Genomic DNA, 18361 nt, shown 5'->3' on the forward strand with positions numbered 1-18361 from the left:
ACGCGCCTTCCTTGCCCCGTCACCCTCGGGCTCGACCCGAGGGTCTCATGCATTCAGGCTTTCCTCATGTTCGTGTATATGATGACGAACAAACCCAATGGAACACTATACATCGGCGTCACGGATGATCTGATCCGCCGTGTCCACGAACATCGGACACACGCGATCGAGGGCTTTACGGATCGTTACAACCTCGAACGCCTTGTCTGGTTCGAGCAGCACGCCGCACCGGCAGCGGCCATTCAGCGTGAAAAATCCCTCAAGCGTTGGAATCGAGCGTGGAAAGTGGACCTGATCGAGTCGTCCAATGCCGCTTGGCGTGATTTGTGGCCAGAGATCGTCGGAGCAAGTCCGACGATGACACAAGAGACACCCCAATGACCCCCGAACTCCTCACCCTCACCCTCGCCGTTCTGCTGCAGGCCGTGCAGTTCACGCTCTACTCGGGCCTCGCACAGAAACAGGTCGGCACCGATTACGCCGCCTCGCCCCGCGACGAACCGCGTCAGCTGACCGGCACGGCGGGCCGGGCGCAGCGGGCGCTGAATAACCATTTTGAGAGTCTTGCCCTCTTTACGCCTGCCGTTCTGGTGATAACCCTCGCCGACAAATCCGGCGGTTTCACCGCCGCATCCGCCTGGGTCTACCTGGCGGCGCGCGTCCTTTACGTGCCCGCCTACCTGCTGGGCTGGACCCCGTGGCGCAGCCTGATCTGGGCCTTGGGTTTTCTTGCAACCATGGCCCTGCTTCTGGCAGCTTTGATCTGATCGCGGCGCGACCCGCACCAATAACGAAGGAACACCCCCCATGGCATCCTATGACGTCATCATCATCGGCTCCGGCCCCGGCGGCTATGTCTGCGCGATCCGCTGTGCGCAGCTGGGCCTGAAAACGGCCGTGGTCGAAGGGCGCGAGACACTGGGCGGCACCTGCCTGAACGTGGGTTGCATCCCGTCCAAGGCGCTGCTGCACGCCACGCACATGCTGCACGAGGCCGAGCACAACTTCACCGAGATGGGCCTGAAGGGCAAAAGCCCCTCGGTCGACTGGAAACAGATGATGGCCTACAAGGAAAAAACCATCGGCCAGAACACCCAAGGCATCGAATACCTGTTCAAGAAGAACAAGATCGACTGGCTCAAGGGCTGGGGGTCGATCCCCGGGGCCGGCAAGGTCAAGGTCGGCGACGACACCTTTGATGCCAAGCACATCATCATCGCCAGCGGGTCCGACGTGGCCACCCTGCCCGGCGTCGAGATCGACGAGGAAACCGTCGTCTCCTCGACCGGGGCGCTGAGCCTCAAGAAGCCGCCGAAAAAGCTCGTGGTGATCGGGGCTGGTGTCATCGGCCTGGAACTGGGCAGCGTCTACCAGCGCCTTGGCGCCGAGGTGACGGTGATCGAATACCTTGACGCCATCACTCCCGGCATGGATGCCGAGGTGCAGAAGAGTTTCCAGAAACTTCTGAAAAAGCAGGGACTGACCTTCGTCATGGGGGCGGCCGTACAGGGGGTCGAGACGCTCAAGACCAAGGCCAAGGTGACCTACAAGATGCGCAAGGACGACAGCGAGCATACCGTGGACGCGGATACCGTGCTGGTGGCCACGGGCCGCAAGCCTTACACCGACGGGCTGGGGCTGGAGTCTGTGGGCGTCGAACTGACAGACCGTGGCCAGGTCAAGACAGACGCGCATTTCGCCACGAACGTGCCGGGCATCTATGCCATCGGCGACGCCATCGCCGGGCCGATGCTGGCACACAAGGCCGAGGACGACGGCATGGCCCTTGCCGAGACCCTGGCCGGCCAGGCGGGGCACGTGGACTACAACCTGGTGCCGGGCGTGATCTACACCCACCCCGAGGTGGCCAATGTCGGCCAGACCGAGGAACAACTCAAGGAGGCGGGCCGCGCCTACAAGGTCGGCAAGTTCTCCTTCATGGGCAATGGCCGGGCCAAGGCGAATTTCGCCGGTGACGGGTTCGTCAAGATCCTTGCCGACAAGGAAACCGACCGCATCCTGGGCTGCCATATCATCGGCCCTGCTGCGGGCGACCTGATCCACGAGGTCTGCGTGGCCATGGAATTCGGCGCCGCGGCCGAGGATCTGGCGCGGACCAGCCACGCCCACCCGACCTATTCCGAAGCGGTGCGCGAGGCGGCCCTGGCCTGTGGCGACGGCCCGATTCACAGTTGATCCAACGCCCTGACGAGTGCAGGACAGGACCCCGCATCATGCCGGGGTCCTTTTAGATTCCGGGCCGCAAATCGCCGCGACGTGGCCAAAAACCTGCCCCAATGCACGGCCAGCTTGGATGCTGATCATTGCCACAGCAGGATTGACCCGATGCGCCAGGTTGTTGCCCGTCTCGCCCTCGCCCTTCTTCTGACCCTCTCGGTCGCGTTTCCAGCCCAGGCCGACCGGGGCGTCGGGATGTGGGGGAAAGACCTCATCCTGCTGTCCGGTACGGAAATTCCCACCGGATCGGGTGGCACCTATGCCCTGTGTCACCTTGTCGAGACCATGACGATTGCCTTCATCCCGGTCCATACCACCATCAAGTCCTATGCCTTGTCGGACGCGGACTGCGTCGGGACCGCATATCGCTCTTTGTCGGCCGAGGATGTCGCACAGGGCCAGGCGGTCGGGGCCCTGCCCACCGATCTACCGGTCACGCCACAACTGACACCGCAGGCGCTTGTATTCGGCCACGCCGGACCGATTGTCCTGACCGGGGCGTTGCTCTTCCTCGTTTTGACCTTGTTGATCCACAAGCGGCTCAAGCGCGGCCGCAGGCGCAGGATCTCGGACACCCTGGCAATCAACGCGCTGGCGGCGATGACCCATGTGGCGATCTCGGACGGCGATGTGGACGACCGCGAGGTCAGCCATATCGCCGGCATCCTGGGCAGGTTGACCGGGCGTGACTACGATCTCGGTCGGGTGCGCGACATGATCGGCCAGGTGCAGTCCCACATTGGCGATATCGACGCCCTGGGCGAGGGCCTGACCGAGGACGAATGCCGGATCGTCCTGGAATCGGCGCTGCATGTGGCCGTGGCCGATGGCCAGATCCATCCAAGCGAATACCGGCAGGTCAGCCATATCGCACACAGGCTGCACATCGGCGGGGCCGACTTCCGCGACGCCCTGGCACGGATCGCGGCGACCATGAAACCGGGCGCCGAGACCGCCTGATCAGACCTTCAGCATCCGCAACCCCTGCGTTGCGTCGCTGCGCACGGCCAAGCGCAGACCGGGTTCGTCCCCGGCCTTGAGGGCCGCGAGGATCAGCTTGTGATTATGCGGCGGTTCTGTCCGGCGCAGCTGTCCGTAGAGCTTGGACATTGTCGGCCCCAGTTGCAGCCAGACGGTTTCCGTGATGGCCAGCATCGCCGGGGCCTGGGACCGCAGGTAGAGCGTGCGATGGAATTCCAGGTTCAGGCGGATGTAGCCGCTCGCATCGTGCCGGGCGATCATCTGTCGGACACGGTGGTTGATCTCTTCCAGCCGCTCGATCAGCGCCAGGTGGGCGCGCGGCAGGGCCCGGCTGGCCAGTTCCGGCTCCAGCAGGGCGCGCAGCGCGGCCAGTTCCTCGATCCGTTCGTTCGACAACTCGGGGGTGAAGACCCGCCCCGACGAGGACAGAGAAAGCGCGCCCTCCGCCACCAGGCGGCGCACCGCCTCGCGCGCGGGTGTCATCGAGACACCGAAATCCTTGCCGATGCCGCGAAGGGTCAGGTGCTGTCCGGGGTGCATCTCGCCGTGCAGGATGCGCAACCGCAGACTTCGGTAGACCCGGTCATGGGCGGCGCCGGTGGGTTCGGTGGCCTTGGAATGAATGAGCATGGTTCTTTGTGATCACAAATCGGGACGCCGTCAATCTCGACCGCCCGTTCATATGTTCAATCAAAGCGGATGCGATGCAGCGCGGCGCCTTCATCCCGCAGCCATCGGCGCGGGCCGGCGTGACCGGGGAAAAGGCGCGCCACCTCGGCCCAGAAGGCCGGGGAATGGTCCATGTGGGCCAGGTGCGCCACCTCGTGAGCGGCGACATAGTCCAGAACCTCGGCCGGGGCCATGATCAGCCGCCACGAGAACATCAGGTCCCCGCGGGACGAGCACGACCCCCAGCGGGAGCGCGTATCGCGTAGCGTGATCCGGCCGTAGGTCTGGCCCAGCGCGCCCGCGTGACGATCGCAGGCCTCGACCAGCGCATCCCGGGCGCGGGCCTTGAGAAACCCCATCAGGCGTGGACCCAGCCTGTCGGACCCCGGCGGGACAAGCAGACGATCGTCCACCAGCCGAACGCCGCGCCCGCTGCCCTGAACAACGGTCAGGGATCGACCGCGAAAGGGCATCACCTGCCCGAAGGCAGGGTACTGTTCCGGGATGACAGTGGCCAGTTGCGCCCGCAGCCAGCCTGCCCTGTCATGCAGAAAGGCCCGCGCCTCGCGCTCGCGCACCCGCACGGGCAGGGTCAGGGTGGCGCGCCCGTCCAGCCGCGATACGCGCAGCGTCAGCCGACGTGCCCGCGCGTTGCGCCGGACAATGACCTCGACCGGGGGGTTGCCTTCAACGACAAGACGGCCCATAGGCACCCTTTACGAATTGCCTGCGTGTTAGCCTTTGACACGCCTATCCGCTTATGGCAGGTGGCGACGATCACGCCAAGTGCTGCCATATCGCACAGAGGAAGCAACGATGCCCAAGGAAGAATGGGGAACCAAGCGGGTTTGCCCGACCACCGGCAAACGGTTCTACGACCTTAATGCCAACCCGATCGTAAGCCCCTACACGGGCGAGGTGGTCCAGGTCGAGACCGGCAAGACCCGCACCATGGTCGCCGATGCAGCTGACGCCCAGTCGAAGAAGGCCGAGGAAAAGTCCTCGAACGACGAGGAAATCGTCCTCGACGATAGCGAGGAAGAGTCGAACGGCAGCTTGGGCGACGACGTGCTGGAAGACGACGACGACGATGACGACGTCTCGCTCGATGATCTTACCGACGTGGCCGCACCGGACGAGGAGACCTGAGGTCACCAAGGAATCTGGCGCCGGCGGGAATTTTCGCTTGATCTCGCCCGCGCCCACCCTTAGAGACCACTTCGTTGCCGCAAGCCGGCAACAATAACGGGGCCTTAGCTCAGCTGGGAGAGCGCTTGCATGGCATGCAAGAGGTCAGGGGTTCGATCCCCCTAGGCTCCACCAAATCCTCCAAGGTATTTGTCCGCGTTCTGAACAGGTTGGGCGGTCGCTCGCGACCTCGCCCGGGACGGCACCTCCATTTTGCATGCGTTACCGCGCCACCCTCTCGTCACGCCTAATGGTCTGGTCGATCAAGAGCCCCCGCTCGGAACACCGCCTTGAATCGGGTCAAGACCCTACAAAAGCTTCATGATCCGCGGCGGGACAAGTAGGCTTCCGCGCGGTTCACGGTCGATATCTCGGGATAATCTCTTTCCGGGATGTCGATCCCGAGCCGTTCGTGCAGCGCGGTCACAAGGTTGAGCACGTCCATCGAGTCGAGATCCAGATCGTCCTGAATATGGTCGTCGTCGCCGATATCCGCTGCCTCGATATCCGGTGCGACGCGGACCAGTTCCTCCAGAAAGATACTTTTGTAATCGGTGCTGGTCATTGTTCCTCCGGTGTCTGGATGGCGTTTTCGAATGCGGCGATGAAGCGGGCCACCTGACGTCCGTCGCTGACGCGGTGGTCTGCCGAGACAGTCACCGTGACGACGTGGCGTGGGATGATCTCCCCAGCGACCACCCATGGGCGGAGGTGGGGTGCGCCCAGGCCAATCAAGGCAACCTGAGGCGGGAAGATCACGCCTGTCATCGCCTCGGCCCCCGACTCACCCAGACTTGACACCGTGATGGTTCCCTGTGTCATCTCCGACGCCCGGAGCCGTCCGGCGCGGGCGCGGGCGACGAGGTCTCGCATACCGGCCATCGTCTCCTCGAGTGTCATCGCGCCGGCGTTCATCAACGCGGGTGCGACCAGACCACCACCGCGAAGCGCGATGGCGACGCCCGGGTTCACCCCTTCGGACGGAACGAAGCCGCGTTCATCGAGGTAATGGCCGTTCATCACCGGACTCTTGATCGCTGCCCGCGTCGCAGCGCGAACGAAAAGGGCGCCGAGGAGGATACGCTCGGCCGGGGGGCGATCCGCGTTCACCTTCTCGAGGAAGCTGATCGCTGGGTCGACGTCGATGGTCTCGGAAATGTAGAAATGCGGGATCGTCCGCTTGGCCCGCGTCATGGCGGCCGCGATGGCTTTGCGCATTTCCTCCATGGGAGAGGCCTTTGCCTCGGACTGGCCCGGGGCTGCGTGTTCCACATCGGCGAGCAGGATGGCGCCACCCGGCCCGCTGCCCGTCAGGGACGCGACGTCGACGCCGAGTTTCTCGGCCAGTTGACGCGCGGCGGGCGAGGCGCGCAGCGCGCCAGGAGCGCGACGCATCGGGGCAGCGGGGGCCTTTGGTGGTTCGATCGCCTGCCGCGGTTCCCGGACCTGGGGAAGCTCGGGCTTTGTGAGCGGTTCCGGTGCTGCGTGCGCGGGTCCGGGTGCCGCGGCAGGTCGCGCCTCTGACGCCGCCTCGCCATCGGCGAGCACGATGGCGAGCGGCGTGCCGACAGGCAGCTCCCGGCCCAGTTCGGCCAGCAACTCGGTCACGGTACCCTCTTCGAAAACCTCGATCTCGATCGCGCCTTTCTGGGTTTCGACCACGGCCACGACGTCGCCCCGATGAACGGTGTCGCCCGGTTTCACCAGCCATTCGACCAGCTTGCCCGCCTCCATGTCCGCGCCGAGCGAGGGCATGACGAAAACGCCCATCTCAGCGCCCCATTTGCGCGCGGGCGGCGGCAACGATCCTGTCGACCTGCGGAATCGACGCCTGTTCCAGATGCGCCGGATAGGGGATCGGAACCTCCTCGGAACAAACGCGCGAGACCGGCCCATCGAGCGACCAGAACCCTTGCTCCATGATGCGCGCCATGATTTCGGCCGCAAGCGAGCCCGAGCGCCAGCCCTCGTCCACGACGACCGCGCGGCGGGTCTTGCCGAGCGATGCGAGAATCGTCTGGTCGTCGAGCGGACGCAGGGTACGCAGGTCGATCACCTCGGCGCTGATCCCCTCCTTCGCAAGGCTCTCCGCCGCCTCCAGCGTCTTCCAGAGCGAGCCGCCATAGGTAATGAGGCTCACGTCCGTACCCTCCCGCCGGATCGCTGCCTTCGTGATGTCGACGGCTCCGGCCGTCTCATCGATCTGCCCGGCCATGTTGTAGAGCATGACGTTCTCGAAGATCAGCACCGGGTCGGGATCCTCAAGCGCGCTGCCCAGCATCCCCCGTGCATCCTCCAGCGTGGCGGGGGCGAGCACCTTCAATCCGGGGATATGTGCATACCATCCCTCAAGCGAATGCGAATGCTGCGCGGCGAGCTGCTTGCCCGCCCCGGTTGCCATGCGGATCACGAGTGGCACACCGAACTGACCGCCCGACATGTGCCGGATTGCAGCCGCGGTGTTCATGATTTGGTCGAGCGCGAGCAGACTGAAGTTGACGGTCATCAACTCCACGATGGGTCGCATCCCCGCCGCCGCGGCGCCGATGCCCGCGCCCGTGAACCCCGACTCGCTCAGCGGCGTATCACGGATGCGGTCCTCGCCGAACTCCGCCATCAGGCCCTTGGTCACGGCATAACAGCCGCCGTAGGCACCCACGTCCTCGCCCATGAGAAATACCCGCGCGTCGCGCAGCATCGCATCGCGGATGCCCTGCTTCACCGCCTCGCGGTAGGTCGCCTTCAGCAACTTTCCCGAAGGGGTTGCGGCCTCAGGCGGATCCGGCTGCGTACCCAGGACATGGGTCGTCAGCGTCTCGGGCGGCTCCCAACTGCCCGCCTCGGCGAATTCGACGGCCTCGGCGATCTCGTCCGAAACCCGGGCCTCGATCTCGTCGACGTCTGACTGGTGAATCAAGCCGTTCTCCAGAAGCCAATTCTGGAAACGCACGATCGGACCCTTCAGCCGCCATGTCGCCACCTCGTCCTTCTCGCGGTAGAGCTGTGCGTCGAACATGGAATGGGCGCGGAAGCGGTAGGTCTTGCATTCGAGGAAATGTGGCCGTCCGGTCTCCCGTATCCGGGCGATGGCCCGGCGTGCCGCAGCTTCCACCGCAACCACGTCCATGCCATCCACCTGCTCGGCCTCGATCCCGTAGACCTTGGCCTTTTCGAAGATCTCCGTCTCGGATTCGGTCCGCTCGACAGCGGATCCCATCGCGTACCCGTTGTTCTCGCAAACGAACAGCACGGGAAGATCCCACAGTTCTGCGAGGTTCATGGTCTCATGGAATTCACCCTCGGCCACGGCGCCCTCGCCGAAGAAGCAGGCCGTGACATTCGCTTCGCCCCGCATCCGGTCCGCAAGCGCGAGGCCACCCGCCAGCGGCAGGCCGCCACCCACGATGGCGTTTCCGCCGTAGAAATTGGCGGCGGCGTCAAAGATGTGCATCGAGCCCCCACGCCCGCCGGAACAGCCCTCGGCCTTGCCATACATCTCGGCCAGGACGGTTGTCATCGGCACGCCACGGGCAAGCGCGTGGCCGTGTTCGCGATAGGTTGCAACGATGCGGTCCGTGTCGCGCAGGACCGGGATGACACCGGCGGCGATTGCCTCCTCCCCGTCGTAGAGGTGCAGGAAGCCGCGGATCTTCTCCAGCGTGTAAAGCTCGGCGCATTTGTCCTCGAAGCGGCGTATGCGGATCATCTGGCGCAAGAGATCCAGCACATGCGTCCGGTCGAGTCGGGGCTTTTCGGTGGCACTCATGTCTCGTCCGTCTCCAGCGTGGAAATATCGCCTTCGGGCAGGCCAAGCTCGCGCGCCTTCAGTAGGCGGCGCATGATCTTGCCCGAGCGGGTCTTGGGCAGCGTGGTGCGGAACACGATCTCGCGCGGTGCGACAGCGGGGCCAAGCCGCTTGCGGGCATGACCGCGGATCTCCTGTTCCAGCGCCTCCGATGGCTCGAAGCCCGGGTTCAACGTGACATAGGCCTTGACGACCTCGCCCGCCGTTTCATCGGGGATGCCGATGACGCCGGCCTCGGCGACGGCGTCATGCTCGATCAGGGTGCTTTCGACCTCGAAAGGCCCGATCAGGTGGCCGGAGGTCTTGATAAGGTCATCTGCCCGGCCGACGAACCAGAAATACCCGTCCGCGTCCCGCATCGCCAGATCGCCCGAAAGGTACCAGCCGTCGAGAAAGCATTTTCGGTAGCGTTCCGTCTCGTTAAGATAGGCGCGCATCATTGACGGCCAGCCAGGCCGCAACGCAAGCTCGCCAATGTCCCCGGCGCCGAGTTCTTCGAGGCCCGCGTCCGTTCGTGCGACGATACCCGCCTCGATCCCCGGCAGGGGCGTGCCCATCGAGCCCGGGCGCACCTCCATGCCGGGGCGGTTCGCGATCATGATCCCCCCGGTCTCGGTTTGCCACCAGTTGTCATGAAAGGGCTGACCGAAGACGCTCTCGCTCCAGATCACCGCCTCGGGGTTCAGCGGCTCGCCCACGCTGGCGAGGAAGATGAGCGACGAGAAATCATACCCGGCCGCCGCCGCATCGCCAGCGCGCATCATCATTCGGATGGCGGTGGGCGCGGTGTACCAGACCTGCACCCGTTCATGTTCGATCGTGCCGTACCAGCGGTCCAGTTCGAACTCGGCCTCGTCCACCAGCATCGTCCCCCGGTTCACCAGCGGCGAGATAATGCCGTAGGACGTGCCGGTCACCCAGCCCGGATCGGCGGTACACCAATAGCGCACGCCCGGAGTCAGGCCCAGCGCATGGCGCCCAGACCAGGCGTGGTAGACCACAGCACCGTGGACGTGGACGGCTCCCTTCGGGCGCCCGGTCGTGCCGGACGTGAAGTGGATCAGCGCCGGGTCCTCGGGCGAAGTCGCGACCGTTTCGAACGCCGGGGAAGCAGCCGCCATGGCGGGGCCCAGCGCAACACAATCGTCGGGCGCCTCATCTCCGAGGATCAGGACGAGCTTCAGCGACGGTATCTCGGACCGCCATCTGGCGATTTTGCGGCGGTAGAGGCCCGCAGTCGTGACCAGAACGTTGGCCTCCCCGATCTCCATCCGGGTTCGGATGGGCTCTGGCCCGAAGGCCGAGAAAAGCGGCGTGAAGACCAGTCCGGCCTTCAGCGTGCCGAGCGCCGTCGCGTAAAGTTCGGGCACGCGTCCCGTGAGCGCGAAGACACTGTCGCCCTTTTCCAGCCCGTGTTCGGCCAGCACGTTGGCGAAACGGCTCGCCAAGTCGGTCATCTCTCTGTAGGTCACGTCGCCTTTGGCGCCGTCCTTGCCCAACCATCGCAGTGCGACCTGCGCACCGTGCCCCTCCGACACGTGGCGATCCAGCGCCTCGTGCGCGATGTTGATACCGGACTTCCATCCGTCGATCAGGCTGCGGGCCTCGGCCCAGCGACTCCCCGAAGTGTTGATCGACTCTCCCTGCGTGCCAGTGCCGGCGACAGCACCGGACGCGGTCAGCTTCGTGCCGCTGTCCTGCGTCATGGTTCTCTCCTCCCGAAGCAAGTGTGCAGGGCGGTCGCGCCGGAGAACATGACACAGGTCAAATTTCGTGACGCCTCGGGATAGCAGCGCAGCTTCCAAATCCAGCTGAGGCCGCCATCTGTCACGCCGGTCCATCCGCACGCGCCTTGAACGCAGCCTTGGCCGCAGAAGACGATTTCGCCAGGGCACGCCAGAGGTCCGCGGTTTGATCCCTCCTGGCGCCACCATCAGCGATCGGGCGGCAAGTCGCGGGCGATATCCCGCCAACGGCGGAACCATCGCGCGCCCATGGGCGGAAAGCCGCGCCAGGGTTTCCAGGGTTTTCGCGACCCGACGAAATGTACGATTGCCGCGTTGCGGGCCGACGTGGCCAGGGCCTGCCGCAACGCGGGGGATAGCAGCGCCGCCCCGCGAAACGCATTGCCGCGATAGGTGTTCCACTTCAACTCGAGGTCGTCGATTCTGCCCCGGAAAGTCTTGAAAAGCCAAGTCTGATCGGGCCAGCGCCATTGCGCCGCCGCGCGCAGGTCGGTCATGCGATCCCTGACCGCAGGCTCGGCCCGGATACGGTCCAGGTCCAGCAGAACCACACCGGAGTTGATGTAATCCTCGGGGGAGTCGTCACCGAAAATGCGTGCAAGATTTGACAGTTTCTTGCGGGCGTTGCGCCGGACAAACGGCACCAGCGCAGCCTTCCGGTTCCGCGCCAGGTCAACATGGATCAGGTTCTTCACTGCCTTGCAGGCAGAGAGGGGCTTCCCGTGCATGTCACGAAAGAAAAGCTCGGCCAGGTCCCGGGTCACGAGCACATCACCGTCGAGATAAAGGATGCGCCCCGTTGTCAACCGCGGCAAAAGCAGAACGGACAGCATCGGCAGCCGTCTGGCGACCTCGGGAACGTGATCCGCCGATGCCAGGGGATGGCGCACGAGGCACGCGCCCCCACCCGGGCGGGCCGCGCAGACGGTTTCTATGGCGTGCCAGTCAGCCTCCTCCAGGTCGACGCCGATGATATGGATCTCCAGCGGCGTGCGGCTGGTTCGGATCAGCGCGCAGCGCCACGAGTGTCGGGTACAGGAACCCGTGATCAAGCGAGAAGCAGACACGAAGGGGGGATGAGGTCATGCGGCGTCTGTCCCTTGAAACGCGTTTTGGTCATGCACGACCGCTACCGGGTCGATGTCTCGGCCGAAACCACCCTGCTCCGGCGCTGCCTTGCGCAAACCGGGGAGCGGTCCGAAATTCGGCTTGCACTCTGGGCAGGGCCGAACATAACCGGCGCCAACATCGTTTGCGAGGCCCTGATGACCGTCATTTCCCTTTCAACCATTCCCAGCCGCTTCGACAAGGTCGGGCCGACGCTCGAAAGCCTGCTGGCCCAGGACGGCGGGATCAGCGAGATCCGCCTGCACATCCCCCATTACTACCGCCGCTTCCCGGAGTATGACGGCCGGATTCCCAAGGTTCCCGAGGGGGTGACAGTCGTCCGGCCCGATACCGACCTGGGCCCGGCAAGCAAGGTGCTGCATTGCGCCCGCGACCTGCGTGGCAGCGGGCGGAGGATCATCTTCTGCGATGACGACCAGGATTACCCGCCCGGCTGGGCACGGGCGCTGATCGACGGCGCCGCAAGGCATCCGGACAAGGCGATCTGCGTCCGCGGGGAAACCATCGACAGGCTGGGGTTCGCCCCACCGCGGGACACCCACGGCCTACCCACTGCCGTGTCGTTCAGCAAGGCGCTGAACATGCCCTACCACGCCCGGCGCCTCGCCCAAAAATCCCGCGGGTTGTTCGGACAGAGGGCATCCGGCAAACCCCCGCGCCGCCGCTTTCGCAAGGAAGGGCGCGTCGATCATTTCAACGGCGTTTGCGGGGTCTGCGTCGACCCGGACTGGTTCGATGACGCCTGTTTCGACATACCGCCGGTGATCTGGGCCGTGGACGACCTGATGCTGTCGGGCCACCTGGCCCGCCGGGGTGTGCCGATCTGGGTGCTTGCCGTTGCGGCCGAACTGAACCCAATGTGTACAGAGGCTGACGATACAACACCCCTGCTTCACGCGACGATCGAGGACCACGACCGTCGCCAGGCCGATGCCGCCGCCGTTCGTCACTTCCAGGACACCCATGGCGTTTGGCTGTAGAACCCGCCACAAGGCGGGGTGCACCCCGGATCCGATTTGACAGGCCATGCCAGAGATTTCCGTCATCATCTCGACCTACAATTCGCCCGCCTGGCTGGAGAAAGCCCTCGCGGGGTATGCCTGCCAGCGTAGCGCACCTTTCGAGATCGTGATCGCCGATGACGGTTCGGGCGCCGACACATGCGCTGTCATCGACCGCTTCTGGGACCTGGGGAGACAGGAGGGACTGTTCAAGCTGACCCATGTCCGCCACGGCGATGCCGGGTTCCGCAAGTGGCAGATTGTCAACGACGCCATCGCCGCGGCACGGGGCGATTACCTGGTGTTCACCGATGGCGACTGCATCCCCCATCCCGACCTTCTGGCCACCCATGCAAGGCTGGCCGCGCCGGGACAGTTCCTTTCGGGGGGGTATTTCCGGCTTCCTATGGCGACCAGCCGGGCCATCACGCCCGGGTCGATCCGAAGCGGCGCCGCCTTTCGCCTGCGCTGGCTGCGCAGGCATGGCCTCGGGGTCAGTTCCAAGTGGCTCAAGGTGCTGGGCCCGGCTTGGGGTATCGGCGGCCCGCTCGACCGGATCAGCCCGGCCAGGAAGACCTTCAACGGCAACAATTCCTCGTGCTGGAGGGCTGATGCCCTACGCCTGTGCGGCTTCGACACCCGCATCCGCTATGGCGGCGGCGACCGGGAATTCGGCTACCGCCTGCAACATGCGGGCGTCACGCCACGGGTCATCCGCTATTCCACGCTCTGCCTCCACCTGGACCACCCGCGCAGCTACAAGAGCGCCGAGGTCCGCGCGGCCAACCTGGCCATCATCGACGAGACCCTCGCCACGGGGCGGATCGCGACAGATTACGGCCTGACCAAGGAGCAGACGGCCTCATGTTGAACGTCATCTGCATCAAGTGGGGCACGAAATACCCGGCGGCCTATGTCAACCGGCTGCACCGGGGCGTGCGCCGCTGGCTGGACCGCGAGGTCCGCTTCGTGTGTTTCACTGAGGATGCCGAGGGGATCGAGCCCGGTGTCGAGGTCCACCCCCTCCCCCGCGAGGATTTCGAGGACGCCATCGTCGCGGGAATGACGCGCGCCGGGCGCAAAGGGGCCTGGCGCAAGATCTCTCTGTTCCGGCCCGGGCTTGCAGGGATGCAGGGACCCCGGCTGGGCTTGGACCTGGACGTCGCCATCACCGGGCCGCTCGATGCGATCGTCGACCACGCCCCCGACAAGGTCACCATGCGGCGCGAATGGCGCTACGAGTGGCGCGGCCAGGAGGGCGGTCACGGCTCCGTCTTCTGCTTCGACCCGGACCTGCACCCCTATCTCTACGAGGCATTCGCCGCCGATCCCGAGGGGTCGATCGCGGCGCACAAGGGCAGCGAACAGTATTACACCTCGATGACCGCGCTGCAGGCCGGGCAGCTTGCCTACCTGCCTGGTCCGCTTGTCTGCAGCTTCAAGCGCGATGCGATCCCGCGCCTGCCGTTGAACTACCTTGTCGCCCCGCGCCTGCCCGGGGACTGTCGCGTGATGTGCTTTCACGGTCGGCCCCACATGGAAGAGGCCATTGCCGGGTATCGCGGTTCGTGGCGGCACTGGAGCCGCCCCTGCGGCTGGCTGCGCCACCACTGGATCGGCGACGACAGGGCCTGACCGCGGATCAGCCGCCCGGCACCCGGTCGCCGCTGAATTCCACCTGAACCTTTCGGGCGCCGGTCAACTTGTACAGCGATCGGCGCAGGCCCGCGGCCTCGATCCGCAACCTTTTGCGCAATGCCTCTCCCCCACGGACAGTGCCCCTGCCTTCGACTTCTGCGCGATGGGAAAGTCTGTGGTTTTCGAGGTCCGCCGGACATGGCTGAGAGAACAGCAGATGTCCCCGGCCGAGACCTTGTCATGGTCCAGTCCACGTCGCCGCCCGAATTCCTTTTCCAGGTCGGGGCCGTAATCCCGCTTGCGGTCAAGGGCCGGCACACGGGTCAGCGTCACACCGATATCATCGGCGTTGCGCTTGATCCTGTCCCAGCGCTCAGGCTGGCGGTCCAGGTTGATGACGTAAACGGGGATCATCCGGCGCAACACCTCCTGATTGACCGCACGAAGCGGGCGCGCGGTCCATCTCCCATGTCCGCGCAAGTCGGGCAACCTCGGATCTTCGGACCGGGCGTTGCCGCGACCCCGAACGGCTCAGAGAGGCTGACGCAGGACGCCGGCGGGCGGCAAGTCCCCGGCATCGGTCTTGACGGTCTCGGCGGTGTAGTTGAACCAGAACCTCTCCGTCCCCGTGTCGCGGATCCGCACGCCCTCGGGCATCGGGCGTGTCGCCACCCCTGCCCGCGCGGCCGTCTGCGCCACAAGCCGATCGAATCCGGCTCGGTCCAGCCAGCCCGCCAGATATGTCAGCCCTCCGAAGGCCAGGGCGACGGGCCGGCCGGTTTCCGTTTCAAGGACCGGGTCGCCGGCGCCCTCGATCTCGTCGAGATAGCCGGTGACGGCCCCGCCCCCCGACAGGGCAACAGGCATGTCGGGGCGCATTGATTCAACGCGCGTCACCTTGAGATCGAAGCCGGGCAGATCAGGTGGCAGCGCCGCGGGAATGGCCATGTCGCGGCTGCGCGCCCCGGCGCGCGGGCCAAGCACCACCTGCGCGTCACTGGCCAGAAACGCCGCCTTCAGATCGTCAGGCAGAATCATCAGCCCCGGCGCGAAGATCGCCTTGTAGCCCGCGAGGTGCGCAGGATCAGGGCGGACGATATCCACCGACAGGCCTGCCCGGCGCAGGGCGCGATAGCACTCCAGCACCAGGCCGAAGTAGGACAGTCCCGCACCGTGCGGCTGCACGTCCCAGGCCCAATCTGCCTCGTAGTCGAAGACCAACGCCACGGGGACCTGTCGGGGCTGCACCTGGGGCGCCTCGGCGATCTCGGCGGCGACCTGGCGGGCCTCGTCCATTGCGGGGGCATCTGCACTGTCGGGGCGCAACAGGCCCGCGTGCATCTGTTCCTGCGCAAAGGGTGCCTGACGCCAGCGGAAGTAGCAGACCGCCTCGGCCCCGTGCGCGAAGGCCTCCCAGGACCAGAGCCGAACCATGCCCGGCAGCGGGGCGGGATTGTAAGGCGCCCAGTTCACCGGGCCGGGTTGTTGTTCCATTACCCACCAGCGCCCGCGCCCGACGGCACGATAAAGGTCATGGTGAAAGGCCTGGAAATCCGGATCGCCCTGGCGGTTGTAGCGGCGTTTGTGGGCATCCTCGGCCCCCACGACATTTTCGAGGAACCCGAGCGGGTAGCTGTCCCAGGACGCGATATCCAGATCGTCGCCCACCGCGTAGTGGTCGAAATCCGTGACCCGCCCCATGTAGTTATGCGCGATGGGGGCCTCGGACCGCGCCCTCAGGATGTCGACCTGCACCCGGTTGAACCGCACCACCTGGTCGGAACTGAAGCGCCGGAAGTCCAGCACGTGCGACGGGTTGGGTTCCGTGACGGTCAGGTTGGGCAGGTCCACGTCATCGAAACTGGCATAGTCCATCGACCAGAAGACATTGCCCCAGGCGCGGTTCAGCGCCTCGGGCGACTGGTAGCGTTGGGCCAACCAGTCGCGAAAGGCGCCCCTCGCGGCCTCGGAATAGGACAGGATCGTGTCGTGACAGCCATATTCGTTGTCCGTTTGCCAGGCCGCGACATGGGGATTGCAGCCATAGCGATCGGCCATCAGCGTGACGATCCGGCGGCATTCGTCCAGATAGCCCGCGTGGCTGAAACAGTAATGCCGGCGCGAGCCGAACTTGCGCGGGCGTCCCGCGGCATCGACAGCCAGCATGTCGGGGTGCTTGTTGACCACCCAGCGCGGCGGCGTGGCCGTGGGTGTGCCAAGAACCACCTTGAGCCCCGCCTGTCCCAGCACCTCGATGGCGCGGTCCAGCCAGTCCCAGTGCAAATCACCCGGCGCAGGTTCGATCCGGCCCCAGGCGAATTCGCCGATCCGCACCCAGGTCAGACCGGCCGCGGCCATGCGGGCGGCGTCGTCTTCCCAGACCTCTTCGGGCCAATGTTCGGGATAATAGCAGGTGCCAAGGGTGCGCTGCATCGGGACCTCGAGTGCTGGGAATGTCAGAATAAGGCGGCGTCGTAGGCGGCGACGACTTCCGCCGCCAGGTCGGCCACGCGGGCCGCGTCGTAGCCGGGCTTGTAGAGGTTCGAGCCAAGCCCGAAGCCCGTGATCCCGGCCGCGCGCCAGTCCTTGAAATCGTCGGGGCCGACACCGCCCACCGCATAGGTCGCGGCCGCACCGGGCAGAACCGCGGACAGGGCCTTGAACCCGTCCAACCCCAGCTTGAAGGCGGGAAAGAATTTCAGCCCGTCCGCGCCGTGGCGCAGGGCGGTGAAACACTCGGTCGCGGTAAAGACGCCGGGATAGGAGGCCATACGATGGGCCTTGGTGGCGGCAATGACCTCAGGGTTGGCATCGGGTGACACCACCATCTGGGCGCCGATACCGGCCAGCCGCGCCACCGCGTCCGCGTCCAGAACCGTGCCGGCCCCGATCACCGCTCTGTCGCCCAGGTGGGAAATCATCCGCGCGATACTGTCATAGGGGTCGGGCGAGTTCAGCGGCACCTCGATACGGGTGATCCCGGCGCCTGTCAGCGCCTCGGTGATGGAAACCGCCTCGTGCGGCTGCACCCCACGTAGAATGGCGATGATCTCGCGGGTCATTGCGCGGCCTCGCGCAGGCGGTCATGAGCGGCGCGCAGTCCCCGCAGGACCATGCCATCGCCGGCCACACTGGCAACACTGGCGCCCTGGGCGGCGAGTGCGGCGTGATAGGCCCCGGCGATGCCGCCGGCGCCGACCACGCGAATGTCCTGGCCCAGCCAGTAAGGCCGCGCCCCGGCTAGTTCCATGCCGATCAGCAGCCCCGAGAGCCGGGCGCGCGACGCACCTGCGCCAGTACCCTCCAAGAGGGCCCCGGCCCGGATCGAGAAAAGCTCTGCCGCCACGGTGGCCGGCCGCGCGATGGCGTCCTCGACCGCCGAGGCAAAGGCTTGGTCCACCCAGTCGCCCCCCGTCACCGAATGCCGCAGCACCGACGCCTGTTCGAGCAGGGCAAAGAGTTCACCGGTCATGAAGGTGCGGAAACTGACCACCTCTCCGGCGCTGACATGGACCCACTTGGTATGCGTACCGGGCAAGCAGAGCACCCCGTCGAATCCCGGGGTCTCGGACAGGAACCCGGCGATCTGGGTTTCCTCGCCGCGCATCACGTCAGGCGGCGCGACCTGCTTGATCCCCGGCACGATGGAGACGCAAAGGCGCGGATCGTCGGTGTCCACCGAAACCGCCGACCCGATCGAGGGCGGGGCGCAAGGGACCGCCGAATAGGGCGCCTCGGCCCAGCCCTGCCGCGACCCGGCCATGCCACAGACGATCACCGGCACGCTGCCGCCGTCGGGCAGCGCATCGCCGACCAGCGCCAGCAGCGCCGGTTCGAACTGGTCGCGCGACAGGTGCCCCATGCCCCGGTCGGACTGGCGCTGGTCCAGCACCGCGCCATCCGGTCCCATGAGCCAGACCCGCAGGTGCGACGTGCCCCAGTCAACGGCCAACCATTCCGGTATCATG

General features: G+C 65.7%; 19 protein-coding genes and 1 tRNA gene. 9 read left to right on the top strand and 11 right to left on the bottom strand.

The window, feature by feature from the left end:
- The first annotated feature begins 66 nt into the window (after positions 1-66).
- The 4 genes from VJ897_RS05705 to VJ897_RS05720 all read left to right on the top strand — a co-directional run bounded on the left by VJ897_RS05705 (position 67) and on the right by VJ897_RS05720 (position 3198).
- On the top strand, positions 67-381 hold the full coding sequence (locus tag VJ897_RS05705) for a GIY-YIG nuclease family protein (protein ID WP_324054082.1): 315 nt from the start codon (positions 67-69) through the stop codon (positions 379-381).
- On the top strand, positions 378-767 hold the full coding sequence (locus tag VJ897_RS05710; RefSeq protein ID WP_324054084.1) for an MAPEG family protein: 390 nt from the start codon (positions 378-380) through the stop codon (positions 765-767). Before VJ897_RS05705 ends, VJ897_RS05710 begins: the two co-directional genes overlap by 4 nt.
- A 40-nt stretch (positions 768-807) precedes the next feature.
- The gene (gene lpdA / locus VJ897_RS05715; protein ID WP_324054085.1) at positions 808-2196 is read left to right on the top strand and encodes a dihydrolipoyl dehydrogenase; all 1389 of its coding nucleotides are present in this window, start codon (positions 808-810) and stop codon (positions 2194-2196) included.
- 150 nt (positions 2197-2346) lie between these two features.
- Positions 2347-3198: a tellurite resistance TerB family protein gene (locus VJ897_RS05720; protein ID WP_324054087.1), complete on the top strand. Its 852-nt coding sequence runs from the start codon at positions 2347-2349 to the stop codon at positions 3196-3198.
- On the opposite strand, the gene VJ897_RS05725 is transcribed toward VJ897_RS05720, so the two are convergent.
- The gene (locus tag VJ897_RS05725) at positions 3199-3849 is read right to left on the bottom strand and encodes a GntR family transcriptional regulator (protein WP_324054089.1); all 651 of its coding nucleotides are present in this window, start codon (positions 3847-3849) and stop codon (positions 3199-3201) included.
- Between the two features lie 56 nt (positions 3850-3905).
- Positions 3906-4595: a M48 family metallopeptidase gene (locus VJ897_RS05730; protein WP_324054090.1), complete on the bottom strand. Its 690-nt coding sequence runs from the start codon at positions 4593-4595 to the stop codon at positions 3906-3908.
- 109 nt (positions 4596-4704) lie between these two features.
- Here VJ897_RS05730 and VJ897_RS05735 point away from each other — a divergent pair, with 109 nt between their 5' ends.
- On the top strand, positions 4705-5037 hold the full coding sequence (locus VJ897_RS05735) for a TIGR02300 family protein (RefSeq protein ID WP_324054092.1): 333 nt from the start codon (positions 4705-4707) through the stop codon (positions 5035-5037).
- 98 nt (positions 5038-5135) lie between these two features.
- A tRNA-Ala gene (locus VJ897_RS05740) sits at positions 5136-5211 on the top strand.
- Positions 5212-5395: 184 nt separating this feature from the next.
- Here the strand turns inward: VJ897_RS05740 and VJ897_RS05745 are convergent.
- From VJ897_RS05745 to VJ897_RS05765, 5 genes are all read right to left on the bottom strand, one after another.
- On the bottom strand, positions 5396-5641 hold the full coding sequence (locus VJ897_RS05745) for an acyl carrier protein (protein ID WP_324054094.1): 246 nt from the start codon (positions 5639-5641) through the stop codon (positions 5396-5398).
- On the bottom strand, positions 5638-6846 hold the full coding sequence (locus VJ897_RS05750) for a dihydrolipoamide acetyltransferase family protein (protein WP_324054096.1): 1209 nt from the start codon (positions 6844-6846) through the stop codon (positions 5638-5640). Before VJ897_RS05750 ends, VJ897_RS05745 begins: the two co-directional genes overlap by 4 nt.
- A 1-nt stretch (position 6847) precedes the next feature.
- The gene (gene pdhA / locus VJ897_RS05755) at positions 6848-8842 is read right to left on the bottom strand and encodes a pyruvate dehydrogenase (acetyl-transferring) E1 component subunit alpha (RefSeq protein ID WP_324054098.1); all 1995 of its coding nucleotides are present in this window, start codon (positions 8840-8842) and stop codon (positions 6848-6850) included.
- Positions 8839-10587 (bottom strand): acetate--CoA ligase, encoded by a 1749-nt coding sequence (gene acsA / locus VJ897_RS05760; RefSeq protein WP_324054100.1) that lies wholly within the window; start codon positions 10585-10587, stop codon positions 8839-8841. Before acsA ends, pdhA begins: the two co-directional genes overlap by 4 nt.
- A 227-nt stretch (positions 10588-10814) precedes the next feature.
- Positions 10815-11678, bottom strand: a complete 864-nt coding sequence (locus VJ897_RS05765) for a glycosyltransferase family 8 protein (protein WP_324054102.1) — start codon at positions 11676-11678, stop codon at positions 10815-10817.
- Between the two features lie 66 nt (positions 11679-11744).
- Between VJ897_RS05765 and VJ897_RS05770 the strand changes: the two genes are divergently transcribed.
- From VJ897_RS05770 to VJ897_RS05780, 3 genes are read left to right on the top strand one after another with little or no spacing between them, the layout of a single operon-like run.
- Positions 11745-12734, top strand: a complete 990-nt coding sequence (locus VJ897_RS05770) for a glycosyltransferase family A protein (RefSeq protein WP_324054104.1) — start codon at positions 11745-11747, stop codon at positions 12732-12734.
- A gap of 46 nt (positions 12735-12780) precedes the next feature.
- Entirely contained in the window at positions 12781-13626 is an 846-nt protein-coding gene (locus tag VJ897_RS05775; protein WP_324054106.1) for a glycosyltransferase, read from the top strand.
- Complete coding sequence (locus tag VJ897_RS05780) at positions 13620-14390, top strand: glycosyl transferase (protein ID WP_324054108.1); 771 nt, start codon at positions 13620-13622, stop codon at positions 14388-14390. The genes VJ897_RS05775 and VJ897_RS05780 overlap by 7 nt, the downstream gene beginning before the upstream one ends.
- A gap of 63 nt (positions 14391-14453) precedes the next feature.
- On the opposite strand, the gene VJ897_RS05785 is transcribed toward VJ897_RS05780, so the two are convergent.
- The 4 genes from VJ897_RS05785 to VJ897_RS05800 all read right to left on the bottom strand — a co-directional run bounded on the left by VJ897_RS05785 (position 14454) and on the right by VJ897_RS05800 (position 18360).
- The gene (locus VJ897_RS05785) at positions 14454-14807 is read right to left on the bottom strand and encodes a glycosyltransferase family 25 protein (RefSeq protein WP_324054109.1); all 354 of its coding nucleotides are present in this window, start codon (positions 14805-14807) and stop codon (positions 14454-14456) included.
- Between the two features lie 117 nt (positions 14808-14924).
- Positions 14925-16826 carry a beta-galactosidase gene (locus VJ897_RS05790; RefSeq protein ID WP_324054111.1) on the bottom strand — a complete coding sequence of 634 codons (1902 nt, stop codon included), beginning with the start codon at positions 16824-16826 and terminating at the stop codon, positions 14925-14927.
- A 23-nt stretch (positions 16827-16849) separates the two neighbouring features.
- Complete coding sequence (locus VJ897_RS05795; protein WP_324054112.1) at positions 16850-17455, bottom strand: 2-dehydro-3-deoxy-6-phosphogalactonate aldolase; 606 nt, start codon at positions 17453-17455, stop codon at positions 16850-16852.
- On the bottom strand, positions 17452-18360 hold the full coding sequence (locus VJ897_RS05800; protein WP_324054114.1) for a 2-dehydro-3-deoxygalactonokinase: 909 nt from the start codon (positions 18358-18360) through the stop codon (positions 17452-17454). The genes VJ897_RS05795 and VJ897_RS05800 overlap by 4 nt, the downstream gene beginning before the upstream one ends.
- Between the last annotated feature and the right edge of the window lies 1 nt (position 18361).

The organism is Salibaculum sp., from assembly GCF_035270045.1.
In the GTDB taxonomy this organism is placed as follows: domain Bacteria; phylum Pseudomonadota; class Alphaproteobacteria; order Rhodobacterales; family Rhodobacteraceae; genus Salibaculum.